Source organism: Paraburkholderia youngii (genome assembly GCF_013366925.1).
In the GTDB taxonomy this organism is placed as follows: domain Bacteria; phylum Pseudomonadota; class Gammaproteobacteria; order Burkholderiales; family Burkholderiaceae; genus Paraburkholderia; species Paraburkholderia youngii.
This window is the reverse complement of record NZ_JAALDK010000001.1, coordinates 2,333,402-2,349,684: the sequence shown is the minus strand read 5'-3', so window position 1 is coordinate 2,349,684 and position 16,283 is coordinate 2,333,402. Positions and strand designations below refer to the sequence as shown.

At 60.0% G+C, this 16,283-nt stretch carries 14 protein-coding genes; 6 read left to right on the top strand and 8 right to left on the bottom strand.

All coding sequences use genetic code 11. The annotated features are described in order from the left end of the window. The first annotated feature begins 219 nt into the window (after positions 1-219). Positions 220-2,493, top strand: coding sequence for a beta-glucosidase family protein (locus tag G5S42_RS10930; RefSeq protein ID WP_246391940.1), 2,274 nt, complete (start codon positions 220-222; stop codon positions 2,491-2,493). Positions 2,494-2,597: 104 nt separating this feature from the next. After that, complete coding sequence (locus G5S42_RS10925; RefSeq protein WP_176110472.1) at positions 2,598-3,395, top strand: peptidylprolyl isomerase; 798 nt, start codon at positions 2,598-2,600, stop codon at positions 3,393-3,395. A gap of 85 nt (positions 3,396-3,480) precedes the next feature. Here the strand turns inward: G5S42_RS10925 and G5S42_RS10920 are convergent, their stop codons facing one another. Beyond that, positions 3,481-4,989 carry an MFS transporter gene (locus tag G5S42_RS10920; protein WP_176106761.1) on the bottom strand — a complete coding sequence of 503 codons (1,509 nt, stop codon included), beginning with the start codon at positions 4,987-4,989 and terminating at the stop codon, positions 3,481-3,483. 306 nt (positions 4,990-5,295) lie between these two features. Between G5S42_RS10920 and G5S42_RS10915 the strand changes: the two genes are divergently transcribed. The 3 genes from G5S42_RS10915 (at position 5,296) to G5S42_RS10905 (ending at position 8,954) form a co-directional block, all read left to right on the top strand. Beyond that, a complete protein-coding gene (locus tag G5S42_RS10915) occupies positions 5,296-6,474 on the top strand; it encodes a porin (protein WP_176106760.1) in 1,179 nt (392 codons plus the stop codon). Between the two features lie 542 nt (positions 6,475-7,016). Continuing rightward, on the top strand, positions 7,017-7,724 hold the full coding sequence (locus G5S42_RS10910; protein WP_176106759.1) for a dienelactone hydrolase family protein: 708 nt from the start codon (positions 7,017-7,019) through the stop codon (positions 7,722-7,724). A gap of 528 nt (positions 7,725-8,252) precedes the next feature. Further along, the gene (locus G5S42_RS10905) at positions 8,253-8,954 is read left to right on the top strand and encodes a GntR family transcriptional regulator (RefSeq protein WP_176106758.1); all 702 of its coding nucleotides are present in this window, start codon (positions 8,253-8,255) and stop codon (positions 8,952-8,954) included. A 107-nt stretch (positions 8,955-9,061) separates the two neighbouring features. Here the strand turns inward: G5S42_RS10905 and G5S42_RS10900 are convergent, their stop codons facing one another. The 7 genes from G5S42_RS10900 to G5S42_RS10870 all read right to left on the bottom strand — a co-directional run bounded on the left by G5S42_RS10900 (position 9,062) and on the right by G5S42_RS10870 (position 14,795). After that, positions 9,062-9,607, bottom strand: a complete 546-nt coding sequence (locus G5S42_RS10900; RefSeq protein WP_246391938.1) for a flavin reductase family protein — start codon at positions 9,605-9,607, stop codon at positions 9,062-9,064. Positions 9,608-9,706: 99 nt separating this feature from the next. After that, complete coding sequence (locus G5S42_RS10895; RefSeq protein ID WP_176106757.1) at positions 9,707-10,378, bottom strand: 4-carboxy-4-hydroxy-2-oxoadipate aldolase/oxaloacetate decarboxylase; 672 nt, start codon at positions 10,376-10,378, stop codon at positions 9,707-9,709. Then, on the bottom strand, positions 10,375-11,052 hold the full coding sequence (locus G5S42_RS10890) for an RraA family protein (protein ID WP_176106756.1): 678 nt from the start codon (positions 11,050-11,052) through the stop codon (positions 10,375-10,377). Before G5S42_RS10890 ends, G5S42_RS10895 begins: the two co-directional genes overlap by 4 nt. A 2-nt stretch (positions 11,053-11,054) precedes the next feature. After that, entirely contained in the window at positions 11,055-11,717 is a 663-nt protein-coding gene (locus G5S42_RS10885; RefSeq protein WP_176106755.1) for an RraA family protein, read from the bottom strand. A gap of 14 nt (positions 11,718-11,731) precedes the next feature. Further along, positions 11,732-12,736 carry a DODA-type extradiol aromatic ring-opening family dioxygenase gene (locus G5S42_RS10880; RefSeq protein ID WP_176106754.1) on the bottom strand — a complete coding sequence of 335 codons (1,005 nt, stop codon included), beginning with the start codon at positions 12,734-12,736 and terminating at the stop codon, positions 11,732-11,734. Between the two features lie 27 nt (positions 12,737-12,763). Then, a complete protein-coding gene (locus tag G5S42_RS10875) occupies positions 12,764-13,777 on the bottom strand; it encodes an amidohydrolase family protein (RefSeq protein ID WP_176106753.1) in 1,014 nt (337 codons plus the stop codon). Positions 13,778-13,835: 58 nt separating this feature from the next. Then, positions 13,836-14,795, bottom strand: a complete 960-nt coding sequence (locus tag G5S42_RS10870) for a PDR/VanB family oxidoreductase (protein WP_176106752.1) — start codon at positions 14,793-14,795, stop codon at positions 13,836-13,838. A 273-nt stretch (positions 14,796-15,068) separates the two neighbouring features. Here G5S42_RS10870 and G5S42_RS10865 point away from each other — a divergent pair, with 273 nt between their 5' ends. Next, entirely contained in the window at positions 15,069-16,211 is a 1,143-nt protein-coding gene (locus tag G5S42_RS10865; protein WP_176106751.1) for a WD40/YVTN/BNR-like repeat-containing protein, read from the top strand. Positions 16,212-16,283: the final 72 nt, after the last annotated feature.

Sequence of the window (16,283 nt, the reverse complement as noted above, 5' to 3'; positions counted from 1 at the left end):
TAAATCGAATCGCAGTCCTTCACATTAAAACGACCGATGCGCGTCTCGCATTTGTGCATATAACAATTGAGGAAAGACATGTCTGTGAAATTCACTCAGAGGAGAACAGCCGCTGCCGCAAGTTTCGTATTCATTCTGGCGGCGTGCGGTGGCAGTGATAGTCCGAACACAACGGCGGCTTCAACGCCAGCCCCGACGCAGACATCCACCATGCCATGGATGAATACGTCACTGTCTCCCGAAGCACGCGCGGCACTGCTTGTCCCCGCCATGGCGCTTGCCGATAAGGAAGAGCAATTGGCCGGTTCGAATCCCGGCATCCTGCCTGAATTGCCGCAGTGCTACGGTGCGCGGCACATTCTCGGCCTGACGAAGTACGCTATTCCGACATTGCGTATCACCAATGGGCCCGTGGGTATCGGCCAGAACGACTGCGTTTCTCCGTCCGTATCGGGCTTTGCCGCCTATACGGATTCCAGCTCCGCCAAGGCGACCGCTCTGCCTTCAGCCATCGCGATGGCGGCTTCGTTCGATCCTTCCGTAGCAACCCAGTTTGGCAACGTGGTTGGCGTCGAAGGAGGCAATCTGGCTCTGCACGTGTTCGAAGCGCCGGGTATGAACCTGGCAAGATTGCCGGTGGGCGGACGCAACTTCGAGTACATGGGCGAGGACCCCTATCTCACCGGCACGATGGGTGTCGCCGAAATCCAGGCCGTGCAAGCGCACGGCATGATCGCGATGGCGAAGCACCTCGTGGCGAATGAGCAGGAAACGAATCGCATGACGATTCAGGAGAGCATCGACGACCAGACGTTGCACGAACTCTATATGCTGCCGTTTGAAATGGCGGTGAAGGCAGGCAACGTCGGCGCCGTCATGTGTTCGTACAACTCGGTGAACGGCTTTTCGATGTGCGAGCAGAAGCACATCCTGTCCGATGTGCTGCGCGGACAATGGGGCTTCAAGGGCTACGTGCAGTCGGACTTCTTTGCGGCGCACAGTACCGCGCCGACCCTTCTGGCAGGCATGGACAACGAAATGCCGCTGCCGCAGAACTGGTCGCCGGCAAACTTGAATGCGGCTTTGGCTTCGGGTCAGATTCAGACCTCGGATATCGACAATGCTCTGCTGCGCCGATACACGCAGATGTTTCGCGCGGGCATCTTCGATCGGCCCATTCCTCAGACCGCGATCAACGCGACGGCCGACGGTACGGTCGCGAAGCAGATTGGCGAACAGTCGGCCGTGCTGCTGCAAAACAACGGGACTTTGCCGCTGAAAAAGACGGTTCGAAATGTCCTTGTGGTCGGCAAGACGACACAGGTCTATGCGCAGCAAGCTGTTGCCGGCGGCAGCTCGGTCGGCCACCCGATGGGTTCGGGCGGCGGCAGCTCCGACGTCGTCGCCTTGTACACCGTGACGCCGGTGCAGGGCATCAAGGACACGCTAGCGAACCTCGGCAATGCCGGTGCTCAGGTTCATCTGGCGCTCGTCGACGACAACAATTCGACTGGCACGATCGACGGCGCGGCCGCCACCATCTCCGATGTCACGTCAGCGGCGACCGGCGCCGACGCTGTGATCTTCATGGCCGGCTCCATGTCGGAGGAAGGTGCCGACCAGGCGACCTTTACCGACTCGACGGGCCTGACGCTCGACACAGGCAAGTACCTGAATACGCTCGACTGGTATTCGCCGAAGTCGAGCTCGATCACCACCTCGAGTACCGCCAGGAACAGCAACACGCTCGCGCTGCTGCAGACCATCGTCGCGGCGAACAGCAACACCGTGCTCGTTCTGAAGGACAGTGCCGCCGAAGCGCTCGATCCGTCGATCCTCACCGGCGGGACATCCGCCGCGAGCGCGATTCTCGAGACGTGGTTCCCCGGCCAGGAAGACGGGCACATCGTGGCGGATCTGCTGTGGGGTGTCGCGAATCCGTCCGGCAAGCTACCTGTGACGTTCCCGCAGGTCGGCCAGGGCTTCATGGACTCGATTACGCCTTACCAGTACCCGGGCGTGTCGATCAACGGAAGCGCGACGGTCACCTACTCCGAAGCGCTCAATGTCGGCTACCGCTGGTACGACGCAATGGGCAAGACGCCGGCATTCCCGTTCGGTTATGGTCTTTCGTACACGAGCTTCACGATTACCAATCCGACCGTCAGCACCGGAGCAAACGGCACGTACACGGTTAGCGCGGTCGTGAAGAACACGGGTTCCGTCGCGGGCGCCGAAGTTCCGCAGGTGTACGTTGCGCTGCCGACGTCGGCGGGAGAGCCGCCCAAGCGTCTGGTGGGATTCCAGAAGGTGAGTCTGAATGCAGGCGGAACGCAGACCGTGTCGATCTCGATCGATCCCGCCGCGCCGAATCATCCGCTCAGCACCTGGAGTAAAGATGCGCAGCAGTGGACGACCCCGACGGGTTCCTACTCGGTGTATATCGGGAACTCGTCGCGCAGCCTGACTCTTGCGGGAACTATTACTAAATAAAGTCGAGTAAAGCGCCGGGTCTGATCAGCTTCGATGCCTGATCGGACTTGGCGTTACACACACCAACGAAAATGGTCCGCTTAATGAAAGTACTATCACGACGGATGTTGGCACTTGTGCTCGGTGCAACGCTCTCATTGGCGACGGGTGCGACAGAAAAGCCCTTCGTCACGGTCAATGGCAAACCGGTTTCTCAGGCCGATGCCGATTTGTACATCGGACAGGCGCATGCGCAAGGATTTTCCGATTCCCCACAATTGACGGACCATGTCCGGGACGAACTGATCCGGCGCGAAGTACTGTTCCAGCAGGCGCAGAAAAGTGGCTTCGACCGCGACCCGAAAGTCGCGGCACGCGCCGAGGCCGCGCGGCAAAAGATTCTCGCGCAGGCGCAGGCGACGTGGGAGATCGAGATCGTCAGAGCGTACATGCAGGACTTTCTGAAAAAGAATCCTGTCAGTGACGATCAATTGAAGGCGATGTACAACGACATGAAAGCAAAAGGCGGAAGCACGCAATATAAAGTCCGCCATATCCTCGTCAAGGATGAAGGCCAGGCAAAAGACATCATCGCGAAGCTGAACAAGGGTGCGTCATTCGGCGACCTCGCAAAGGAATCGATCGATGCCGACACTCGATATAACGGCGGAGATCTGGGCTGGACAACTTCCAGCAAAATGGTCAAACCGTTTGCTGACGCGGTTTCGCATTTGCACAAGGGCGAATACACGCGCACGCCGATCAAGACCGGATACGGTTTTCATGTGATCGAAGTCGATGACACTCGCCCCTTGCAGGTTCCGTCGTTCGAAGACATGAAGCCGATGCTGTACCAGCAGGCACAAGCGGAACTCGTCGACAGGATGGTGAAGGATCTTAGAGCGAAAGCCACCATTCAGTAAGCGGCCAAATCACGTTCGTCATCCTTGGGATGCGATTGAGAGCCGTGATGTGACGGCGTCGGGTCTCTTTGTCTTATTCGCGCACTCAGCTCTTGCGAAACACCACGTGCGAAATCCGTTGCACCAGCAGCGCGGCCGCGAGCGATGCCACCGCCGTCAGCCACACGCCCATATGAATCGACTGCACGAGGGCATCGCGCGCGCTATCGATCAGCGCGAGCGTGTCGAGTCCCGACGACTTCATGTCCGCGATCAGTTGCGTGCGCGATGCATCGTCGATCAGGATGCGCAGATCGACGAAACGCGGCCGCCATTGCGATGAGGCCGGCTCGCCGAGCACGCTCATCGTGCGCGTGACGACGTCGCGATAGTGATGCTGCACGACCGTCGCGACAATGCTGGTGCCGAGCATGCCGCCGACCATGCGGGTCGATTGCAGCAGTGCGGTGGTGATGCCGAAGCGCTCACGTCCGGCGATCTCCTGGCCGAACACGTTCAGATTGTTCAGGATGAAGCCGAGGCCGATGCCGACCGCGCCCATCGGCAGCACGATGCGCAAGCGCGGCGTGTCCGGATTCGCGAACGCGAGCGCGATCGACGCAAACATCAGCAGCCCGAAACCGATCGTCAGAATGCGCGTGGGCTTCTTCATGTGAATCACGATGCGCGTGTTCAGCAGACTGCCGAGCGCGATGCACGCGGCGATCGGCGTCGCGAGCAAGCCGGCCTGCTGCGGCGACAGACCGAAGCCGCCTTGCAGCAGCAAAGGCGCGAAGAAGATCAGCGAGAACATCACGAAGCCGGACAGCATGCCGAGCGTGAATAGCGTGACGAGCTGCGCGTCCTTGAACAGATCGAGCGGAATGATCGGATGCGTGGCGCGCTTTTCGCACTTGAAGAGCGCGACAGCACCGATGATCACGCACGCGCCGAGCACGAGATTGCCCAGCGTGAGGCCACTCTTCGGCACTGCTTCGATGAACGCCTGCAAACCGCCGAGCACGCACGCGACGAGCCCAGCGCCGAGCCAGTCGATCTTGACTTCGCCCTCCTGCGGCCGTCGGAAGTTCGGCAGATGCATCCAGACGAAATAGAGCGCGGCCGCGCCGACCGGCAGATTGATGAGAAACGTCGAGCGCCAGCCGAGGTGCTCGCTCATCCAACCGCCGAGCGACGGACCCGTCGCCGTGCCGATGCCGTAGGTCGCGGCCAGCACGACCTGCCAGCGCACGCGGGTGCGCGGGTCGGGGAACAGATCGGGAATCGATGCGAACGCGGTGCCGACCATCATGCCGCCGCCGACGCCTTGCAGTCCGCGCGCGATCGCGAGAAACAGCATGCTATTGGCCAGGCCGCACAACACCGACGCGACCGTGAACGTGATCACCGCGGCGATCACGAAGCGCTTGCGGCCGAAGTAGTCGCCGAGCCGCCCGAACACCGGCACCGTGACGACCGACGCGAGCAGGTACGCGCTCGCGATCCACGCGAAATATTCGAAGCCGTGCAGCTCGGCGACGATCGACGGCAACGCGGTGCTGACAACGGTCTGGTCCAGCGCGACCAGCATATTGACAAGGCCGATGCCGAGCATCGCGTAAAGCGCGTGGCGAAACGGCAGGGCGGGGGCCGCGGGAACTGCGGCGGAACTGGCGGCGGGGGGCAGTGGAATTCACGGATCGGGCAGAAGGCGGTTCGGGGTGGACGCTGCGCGGCGGACGGTCAGGCACCCGGCGATTGTACGCAAGTTGTCTGACGTCTTGAGGATTATACGGGTTTTCACCTACTCGAAACCATTCGTCGCGCGAAAAAACACGCTGCGACCGACGCTGCCCGCGCGCACATCCATCGTTCGGGTGTGCGCCAGCGTACTGGACGGCCCGCATGGTCTCGTCCAAACGTGGTAAGTTCGCTCGCGGAATATCCGATCGATGTATTTGAGGAGGACCTCGTCCTGCGTCACGTCATGGCTTGCCTGCAGAACCCAGTCCGCGAAGCCTTGACGATCAGCGTCGGCGTGACAGCGGCCTGGTTAGGTGGCGCGCTGCTGCTCTACGCGCACGGCGCGGGCGCCGTCACCGACATGGATACTGGCACCGGAGCCGCTTCCGCTTCGGGAACCAACGCCGGCTTCGTCTCGCTGTATGGCGTGATCGACACGAGCGTCGAAATCACCGACCCCGGGTCGGGCTGGGTCGCGCGTATGGACTCGGGCGCATATCGCGGTTCGCGCGTCGGGCTGCATGGCGCGGAGCCGCTCGGCGGCGGCAACGCGATCGTGTTCACGCTCGAAAACGGCTTCGGCTCGACCGACGGCAGCCTGCAGGTGCCCGGCTCGATCTTCAATCGCCAGGCATGGATCGGCGCGAGCGGCGGCTGGGGCGAACTGCGCTTCGGACGCCAGTATTCGCCAATCTATATTCCGTTCAAGGGCGATCTCGACGCGTTCGGCGCCGGCACGATCGCTTCGGGGCTCAACAACCTGTCGAAGATCACCCCATACGCGAACAATGCGGTTGCGTATCTGTCGCCGCGCATCGCCGGCTTTAGCGCGACGCTGATGATGGCGATGCGCGATCCGTCCGAGAAGGACGGCAACGGTATCGACGGCTATTACGTGACCGCGTCGTATCGGTTCGACCAGTTGCATCTGCTGTACGCGCGCCAGCAGACCCACGGTGCCGGTGCACTGCGCGCGAATCTCGGCGGCGCGAACTACGCCTTCGGCAAGTTGCGCGTGTGGCTGTCCTTTTTCAATGGCGATGGCGGCGCGCCGGTCTATCACGGCGCGGGCGGCTCGCTATCGGCGCAGTACAGCTTTTCGAACAACGCGCGTGCGTCGCTCGGCTATGCGCACGTGCGCGACTACACGACGCCTGGTGGCAGCGCCGACCAGTTCAGCGCGGCATTCGAATACAGCATGTCGCCGACGCTGCTGCTGTACTTCAGCGCCGCGTATCTCGCGAATCACGACGACTCGAGCTTCACGCTGCGCGGCGTCAACGTGACCGGGCTGCCGGTCGCCTATCCGGGTGCGCCGGTGGCGGGTGTTCAATTCGGTGTGATCGAGCGGTTCTAGCGTGGATCGCAATACGTGATTAATTGGTATGTGTCGAATGCACTTTTGATGCGACTGCCAATTGACGAGAGTGTCGCGCGAGTCGGAATTGCAAAAGCGTCGCGAATAAAAAAAAGCCGACACAGTGTGTCGGCCTAAAGATTCTGGCATCCGAGGATGATGGCCAGAACCTGAGAGACGTGGACCCGCAAAGCAGCGCCAGTGCGGTATTTCGGGGGCGCCGCGATGCGCATCGACCTGCGTCGTACTTTAACGTTAGCTTTCAGCACGAGACGATTGAGAGCGCGTTCCGCCGATTGCTCTTCCTTCGAATGTCGATCCAGAAAGCATGGCGTGGAGTATAGCGTCGTCAATCGCCTTTGTGGAACCGCACTTCGGCGAATGGGTTAATGCACTTTTCCTGATGTTCAACGTCGTATGGTTGGATTTACATAATGCGCAGATTCAACGGGAGCACGCCCGCGCGCTGACACGGTTCCGATAGAACAGGAAACGGGGTAGTGGCGCTATGCTAGCGGTTTCGTCTACTCGAGGAGCGACCGATGACCCAACACGCAGGTTCGATGATCACGTTCAACCGTCCGGACGGCAAGCAGCTACAGGGCTATCTCGCGAAGCCGGAAAAAACCGCCGGCGCGCCCGCAATCGTCGTGATCCAGGAATGGTGGGGCTTGAACGACCAGATTCGCGGCGTCGCCGATCGCCTCGCGAAAGCCGGCTACTTTGCGCTCGTGCCCGATCTGTATCGCGGCAAGTCGACGGTCGAAGAGGACGAGGCGAACCATCTGATGAGCGGCCTCGATTTCGGCGATGCCGCAACGCAGGATGTGCGCGGCGCGGTCCAGTATCTGCAGCAGCACGCTGCGAAGGTCGGCGTGACCGGCTATTGCATGGGTGGCGCGCTGACGTTTCTCGCGCTGTGCAACGTGCCCGAACTGGCGGCCGGCGTCGTCTGGTATGGCTTCCCGCCGCTCGACTATATCGACGCGTCGAAGATCAAGGTTCCGGTGATGGGCCACTGGGGTCAGCAGGACGAGTTCTTCGCCGCCGACACCGTCGACGCGCTCGAAAAGAAACTCACCGACGCGAAGGTCGACATCGAGTTTCATCGTTATCTGGCGCGTCACGCGTTCGCGAACGAAACGGCGGTTGGGTCGGGCCGCATTGCGAAGACGCAATACGATCCGGTCTGGGCGCAACAGGCGTGGGATCGCACGCTGACGTTCTTTGGCCGCACGCTGTGGAAATGAGTTGGTGAATGGCGGAAGCGGACGGCCGCGCTGTTTTTTTGCAGCGCGGCCGTTTTCTTATGCAGCCTTTTCCGAGTTTGCGAGGTGCGCTTCAAACCCTGCGTGTTCAATAGCGTTGCCAACATGGCGGATGTGGACTATTTGATTTGGCGCAAACGTAGTTTTCCTTATCGGATGCGTCTCTCGAGAATTGCATTTGAAAGCAAAGCCAACATAAAATGCTAAACGGTATTGGAATCGTCGGTTAAGTTGTAGAGCAGCACTTAACTCGGCAGACGGTGTCCGTTCATTTGGCTGTTCGCGACCTGAAAGCATCATTCCCCCGATCGGGAACGGGCGACATCTTCGCTGACATTGTCTGACCGGTCGAGCACCGGCAAATACAGTTAAGCACCTACCTAATACCCAGGGTGAAATTCGCGAGCCCGAGGCAACACGCAGGGCGGCGAGCGTCCGGGCCAAGGGCCGGCTGCGACGTGTCGTTGACGTTGACGTTTGCGTCGGGATATTCTGAGATATAATACGAAAATGAATACGATTGCGATCCTAGGCCGAGTGACTTCCGGCGAACTTCAGGAACTGGACGGCAGTGATTTTCCGGCTCAGGTAGCGGCAGAGACACGCAAACTGATCAACCGGGGAGTGCTTGCACCCGGTTTCCAACTACGACAGTCCGATCTTGCCGAGCGCTTCGGAATTAGCCGAGTGCCCGTGCGTGAGGCGCTGAAACTGCTGGCCGCTGAAGGCATCATTGAACACGATCCAAATCGTGGGTTCTTTGTCGCCCAACTGTCGAGCGACGAAGCGCGGCAACTGTATCGGATGCGGCAACTGCTTGAAGCCGAATTGCTGATGACCATCGAGTGGCCGACGCCCGCGCAGATGAAGCAACTGAAGGCAATGCTCGCGGATCTGGAGCATTTGCTCGGTGCGGGTAATCGCGAAGGCTGGATCGAGCAACACCGCGCATTCCACGACATGATTTTCGATCTGTCACCGAACAAGGTGCTTAAGCGCGAAGTGCTGCGATTGATGCGGTTGACCGATCGCTATCGTGCATTGGCCGCAGATATCTCAGCGAACCCTGAACACCGCAGTGCGAATATCGAGGCGCGGTTGGTGAAGGCGCTGCAGAGTAAGGATAAAGACTTGCTGCTCGCGACTTACGAAAAGGGCCGATCAATTGTTTTGAGCGGCTTGATGGCGGTGCTTGCGGCCAGAGAGACCTGATCGATAGAAGGGGCGCCGACGGTGCCCCTTTTTTTCATCTACAGCCGGTATCGCGCAACGTGCTTGTCATTTGACGCCCACGCGAAGACTCCTGCCAAATTGCTAAATTAGTCGGACCCCCAGTTCGAGATCCAAAGCATGTCGTGGAAATCGACGGCCTTATTGGTTTGAAATTCACCATAGGAGCCCTGCGAATACAGTAGCGGCGTCTTTGCGTCCGTATTAATGGCGGTTCCCAACACGTGGCCAAAAATTACGGCATGCGTGCCGATCTCGACGATACGTTCGACGCTGCAATCGAAATTCACCATCGCCGTGGCCAACGCCGGGGCGCCGGTCCTGATGCGATTCCACGTGCCGGCCTGGAATTTTTCCTCAGGCGAGATAGGGCGAGAAAACCGTTGTGCCAATTCCTGCTCGCTGCGCGCTAGCACATTGACGACGAAATGACCGGTCGCCTGCACGTGTGCCAACGAGGAATTCGCGCGATTGATGCAGACGAGCAGGATAGGGGGCGCAGCACTCACGGAAGTCACGGCGGTTGCTGTCATACCAGCAAGTGGACCGTCAGCGTCAGAACCGGTGGTAATCAAACACACGTGCCCGGTGAGACTGCGCATGGCGCGCCTAAATTCAGATTCTTCGATGCTCATTTGCGCCCCCAGGTCATCAAAATTTGGTGACACCAAAAGAAACACGGGTGGCGTCCCAAAGACGGCCGCCCGTGAGAGAGACTCGCACCTCTTAGCTGGTTACTGGTCCCAGCCGAAGATACTGAGCGTGCTTTCGCCTGCCTCGAGCCGTTTCAACTGCTGTGCTTCCGCGGCCTCACGTGCTTCCGACGCGGCGATAGCGGTTGCGACCTGCTCGCGCGGAATGCAGACGACACCATCTTCGTCGCCAACGATCAGGTCACCTGCGTTAACTGTCACGTCGTCGAGTCGGATCGGTGCGTTGATCCAGCCGCGAGCGCCAAAATCTTTTCCGGTGCCGCGGATACAAAGTCCTCGGGCGAAGACGGGGAACCCGATCTCGGACAGCAGTCGCTGATCACGAACGCACCCGTTAATGACGAGACCTGCAAGCCCGCGAACCTTTGAGGCCGTTGACATGATCTCGCCCCAGTACCCATGCTCATAGGCTTCGCTGACCGACACGACCAGCACGTCGCCCGGCTGTGCGGCGTAGATCGCCCGATGCAACCACAGGTTGTCACCACCCGGCGAATGGACGGTCACAGCAGGGCCACACACTTTGAAACCCGGTGCCACAGGGTGGATTGCAGCCGGCAGCGCACCGATCTTTCCAGCCGCTTCATGCAGCGTGGCAGAAGGCAGTTTGCCCGCCGACTTGATTAGTTCGGTATCCGGACGTTGAATGTCGACTCGTGTCGTCTCTGCTGGGTTCAAGCGCGGACCGGTCATGCTTTGCTCCCGGTGGTGCGCGTTTGCAATTGATGGTACTTGAACTGCTTGCGCGCTTCGTCGAGGCGCATGCCCGACGCGACTGCTGCGCGAATGGCTCTTTCTGCTGCGTCGATTTCTTCCGCAGCGGCGAGCACACGCTCTTCGTGTTCTTTGGGAATTGAAATAACGCCATCGGCATCACCGCGTAGCAGGTCACCCGGAGCAACACGTACGTCGCCGATGTTGACCGGCACGTTCGTGGCTTCGACTTGCACGCGATCCTTGCCAGTGCGCATCCAGTTGTCCTTGGAGAACACCGGGTAACCGAGCGACAGGCAGAGATGGACGTCGCGGTTGATGCCGTCGATCACCGTGCCGGCGATGCCGCGACGGTGTGCGATTTCGGTCAGGATGTCGCCCCAAACGGTGGCATCGGTGCGACCGCCGTTGTCGAGAACAATCACGCTGCCGGGCGGCACGTCGTCGATGAAGTCGCCGACCGTGCCTGCGGGAGAAGCAGCCGGGCCGTAGAGGATCGTGAATGCACGACCCGCCATGCGGAAGGACGGGTCACGGGGCTTGATGCGGCTGCACTGGCCGTTGAGACCCAGACGATCGAGAGCGTCGCTTAGCGTTGCCGTTTCGAGTTTTGCTGCACGAGCAACGTTTTTGTCTTGTTCGATTTCGGACATGACTAATCCTTAAGCATGAATTCGTAGTTGCCGCCCATCACTTCGTGGATGGGGGTGCCTGCCAGTACAGCCTTCGCCATCAGGGCTTCACGGGCCACGATCGACTCGGCGGTTTCGATCACGCGTGCAACGTTGGCCGCGCTGATGAAGACCACCGCGCTGCTGTCGGCGATCACATAATCACCGGCTTCGACGGCGGTACCGAAGACCTCGACCGGAACGTTGACGCCCTTCTCGACGATGCGACCGCGGGCAGTGCGGGCGGTGAACGCGTTCGCGAACACCGGCAGATCCATCTCGCGGGATTCGTCGATATCACGGACCGGGCCGTCGGCGATCACGCCAGCGATGCCGCGAACCTTGGCGCCCAACGAGAGGATGCCGCCCCACGAACCGGCTTCGACGCCCGTGCGCTGCTCGACAACGATCACGTCGTCGGCGCCGCCGAGTTCGATCGCGGTGGTGCCGAGGTGACGCGGCGGGCCCGGAGGCGGATCGCCAACACCGAGTTTCATCGTGATCACGCGACCTGCGATCCGCCTCGTGCCCGAAGCCTGCTGAACACCGCTGACGACACCGGTCAGACCGAGTTTGTCCAGCGCATCCGAGACGGCACAGCAGTCCAATCGCCGAAGGCGGTGGACGTATTCGTCTTTGCTTTTCATATCTTTGCTAATCCTTATTGCTGGTCCGGCGATTTCCAGTAGACGAAACCCATCGCGTTGCCGGTGCCGGCTTCGCTGCGATAGCACGGCACGTAATCGACCACCGTCATGTCGAAGCCGATTTCGTCCATCACGCCAGCGACCGGAATCCAGTTCTTGATTTCCGACGTGCCTGCCTGGAAGATCGCTTCATCAAGTTCGAAGACCGGCGAGAAATCATGGTTCTTCATCGCGCTCAGGACCAACTGGTCGACGCGCTCGTCGATCACGAAGTGCGTCAGACCGCCCGAGGCGATGACGGCAACGCGTGCATCCGTGTCCCACGACTGGATAGCGCGACCGATCGAGCGACCGAACGCGTGGCAGCGGGCAACGGTCGGTTGATTCGGCGGGTAGAACGTGTTGACGAGCACCGGCACGGTCGGGATCACCTGATCCTTCATCAACTGACGGAACACGAACCCGAACGCGTGCGGCGTTTCGGTTTCCGACAGACGCTGAAGGGCTGCGACGTCGAACTGATCGTTCATCGCGGTCTTGATGATGTGCTTCGCGAGTTCGGGAACGCCGGAGTAACTCGCGGTATCCGGCATATAGCCCGGCATCGCGTGACGCACACCCGGGGGCATCGTCTGAAGTTTCTCGTGGCTGATCATGTTGTTCACGATCGTCGGGCCACACATCACGCTGAGTGCAGGGATGCAGTCGGTATCGAAGATTTCCATCTGATCGTTGCCGACGATCACAACGACGTCCGGCTTCGCTTCGGTGAGAACCCGCGCCATCTCCTCGATAGCCGCGAGACACTGGGCGTGCCTGGCTTTCCATACGTCGAGCGTGATCTGGTTCCCGAGGTTCTCGTCACGCCGATAATCGACGAGTTCATCGAAGGACCACTCACGGCCCTCGAAGTGATGCTTACTCAGTCGGTCATCGGGTACACGAGCGCCCCAGGTTTCAGGCGGCGTCACGAGCATGGGACCGTGCGATGTCCCCATTCCCAGTACGATTTTTGCCATGGTTTCGAGTCCTGTTGGCGCCGGGAATTATTCGTAATCCGCGAGGTCGAGCTTGAAGAAGTCGCGGGCATTGCCGAAGAAGATCTTGTCCTTCTCCTCCTGCGACAGCCAGTCGAAGCCCTGGATGTACGGCTTGATGTCGTCGAACGTGCGGCCCGTATCCGGATTGATCGCCGAGCCGACGCCCGGACACTCGGCACCGAACAGGCAGCGATCGGCACCCACGGTCTTGATCAGCAGGCGCAGCGACTCTTCCGAGTAGAGCACGGTGTCGTAATACAGATTGCGCATACCTTCGAGGAAGTTGCGGCCCGCGCGTGCGGCACCCGACTGGAAGCGACCGATCTGATATGGGATCGAGCCGCCGCCGTGCGAGATCATGATCTTCAGCTTCGGGAAGTCCTTGAACACGTTCGAGTTGACGAGGTTGAACACCGCGATGGTTTCTTCATTGATGAAGTGAACGGTGTAGGGCGAGCGAGCCGAATGTGAACCCGTAGCGTGGATGTGCGCCGGAATGTCGAGTTCGCACAGCTTTTCGTACAGCGGATACCAGTAGCGCTCACCTAGCCCCGGAGCTTCGCTGCCGCTGTTTTCGAACGGATCGGGGTTGAGCAGCACGCCCTTGAAGCCGAGTTCCTTCACGCCGCGTTCGAGTTCAGGCAGCACGGTTTCGATCGGGTCACCCGCAACTTGCGGCAGGCCGCCGACACCGATAAAGCGCTTCGGCAGCAGCTTGACCGTGCGCGAGATGATGTTGTTCGTTTCTTCGGTGAACCAGTGAACGAGTTTGCCCGGCTTCTGGCTGTGCATCATCTGGAACGGCCGCGGCGACAGCAGCTGGACGTTCGTGCCCACGCGATCGAGCATGTCGAGATGGCCGACCGGCGCCATTTCCTTCTTGTTGGCGTAGTGCAGGATCTCTTCGTCCGTCACTTCCGGCATCCTGCGACCATGCTCGCCGCGATGCGAGAGGATGTGTGCCTTGTAGACCCAGAGTTCGGCGGGCGCGCTGACGTGACCGTGGCAATCGATAATCACTTACTTGTCTCCTTGACTTAACGTGAGATGTGGGCGACGTCGTCGCCCGGTGTTCTACTTACAGATCGAGGACGAGACGGTCGCCCTTACAGCCAGAACAGCAAATGATCATCGTGTTGTTCGCAGCCTTTTCGGGCTCCGACAGAATGGCATCGCGGTGATCCGGCTGCCCTTCGAGCACGCGGACTTCACACGCGCCGCACACGCCTTCTTCACAGGAATAGGAAATGGGAATTCCCGCGTCGCGCACGACGTTGAGAATCGTCTTGCCCTGCGGGACCGTCAGGGTTTTTCCGCTCTTGCGCAATTCGATGACGAAGTTTCCATCGAGCGCGGCTTCCTGCTTCGCGGAGAAGTATTCGACGTGAACCTGTTCCTGAGGCAGCGATGCACACGCGGCTTCGAACGCCTCGAGCATCGGGCCGGGGCCGCAGCAGTAGAAGTGAGCGCTAGACGGTTCGTTCTTGACGACGTCCGCGATGTTGAGGAATGTGCCGGCCTCGGCATCGACGTGAACCAGCGCGCCTTCGAAGCTTTTCAATTCCTCGGCAAACGCGACGTCGACGCGTTCACGGCACGAGTAATAGATACGCGGCGATTGGCCGAGCTCTTTCAGACGACGGGCCATACACAGAATAGGTGTAATCCCGATGCCGCCGGCGACCAGGACGGTGTGCGCGGCATCTTCATTGAGCGGGAAATTGTTGCGAGGTGCTTCGACCTGGATGAGATCGCCGACACGCATCGTTTCGTGCATATAGCGCGAACCGCCGCGCGACTGCGGATCGAGTTTGACGCCGACCACGTACGAACGCTGTGTCAGGCTGTTGCTGTATTCCAATAGCGAGTACTGACGGGTCAGACCGTTCGGCAAAACGACTCCGACGTGAGCGCCCGGTTCCGCCCCGGGCAGCAGATTGCCCTCGGGGTCTTCGAATGTGAAGGCCAGCGTGTTCCGGGCGAGATAGTTGATCGCCGTCAAACGCAGGGTCATCACTTCATTCAGTTGTTCACTCATGTCACCTCCAAAATCGTAGAACGCGGGGAACCGCGCAAACGGCGCGCAAGAATCACACATCACGCTTCCTTGTTTAAAGACCTCTGACGTCAGAATCACGGGGCACTGAAAGTTCCGTGGGCCGTTTGACGCGTAATTCTTTTTTGCATATTATTTGGCCTGACCAGAAAAAAGTCAAAGCCTCTTCGGCGCAGAGTCTGGCGGAAGCTGTAGCGACTACGTTTCTGAGGAAAACAGGCGACATCACACGGGGTATTCCCCTAGGGAGGAGAAATGATCGCAGTTCTGACCACCAACGGTGGAACCGTCACGTACGGTGAGGGTGCGGCAACCACGCTGTTGGTCGCCACTATTCGCGGCATGCTCGTGTTCGAGCGTGCCGACGCCAATGCGCCGTGGAAGCTCACGCGCAAGGCGCTGGAAGATCGTCACGTCAGCGCGCTGCTCTACGTGCCGAAAGCGGGTCTGTTGTTCGCGGGCGCACACGGCCAAGGCAGTCTGTCGGTCAGCAAGGACCTCGGGCTGACGTGGGAACCGGCCAACAACGGGCTGAACAGCACGCATATCTACACGATGGCGCAACAGGAGCGCGATGGCCGTATCGTTCTGTTCCTGGGCACGGAGCCGTCCGCGCTTTATCGCAGCGACGACCTGGGTGCGACGTGGGTCGAAATCCCCGAGATGATGACGGTGCCGGACCAGGACAAATGGACGTTCCCCCCGCCCCCGCACGTCGCGCACGTGAAGAACATCGCGTTCCATCCGGCCGAACCGGAGACGCTCTATATCTGTATCGAACAGGGCGCGCTGCTCAAGACGGTCGATGACGGCAAGACATGGACCGAGCCGCGTAGCTACGAATCGGAAAACGACAAGTTCTATCACGACAACCACCGCGTGCTGATTCGTCCGTCCAATCCCCGGCAGATGTTCATGTGCGGCGGCGAAGGCCTGCACTACAGCGCAGACGCAGGCGAGACGTGGGTGCACCTGATGACGCGTCAAGACCTCATCGGTTATCCCGACGCGATGTTCATCGATCCCCGCAACGAAAACGTGCTGTATCTCGGTGGGCCGGGCAACGCGCCGCGTGACTGGGGTGCACGGAAGTCAGCGGATGCCACGGTTCTCAAGAGCACCGATGGTGGCGTCACCTGGGACCATATGCGTAATGGTTTGCCCAAGGAAATCATCGGCAACATCGAGGGCATGGGCCTCTATCAGTGGGACGACAGGATCATGCTCATCGCCGGTACCGCGACGGGCGAGATTTACGCGACCGAGAACGACGGAGAAAGCTGGTACGCGATCTCGGAAGACGTGCCGCCGATCTCGAAGGGTGGTCACTACCGCTGGTTCCTCGATGCCAAGGAACGCATGAACGTCGAAGGTCGTTACGGCCGCAACGAACACTGACCCGGCCACAGCGGCTAAACAAAAACTATTCTGCGCGCCGGTTCCTCGAGCGCGGCGCAGCAAGCCCTAACA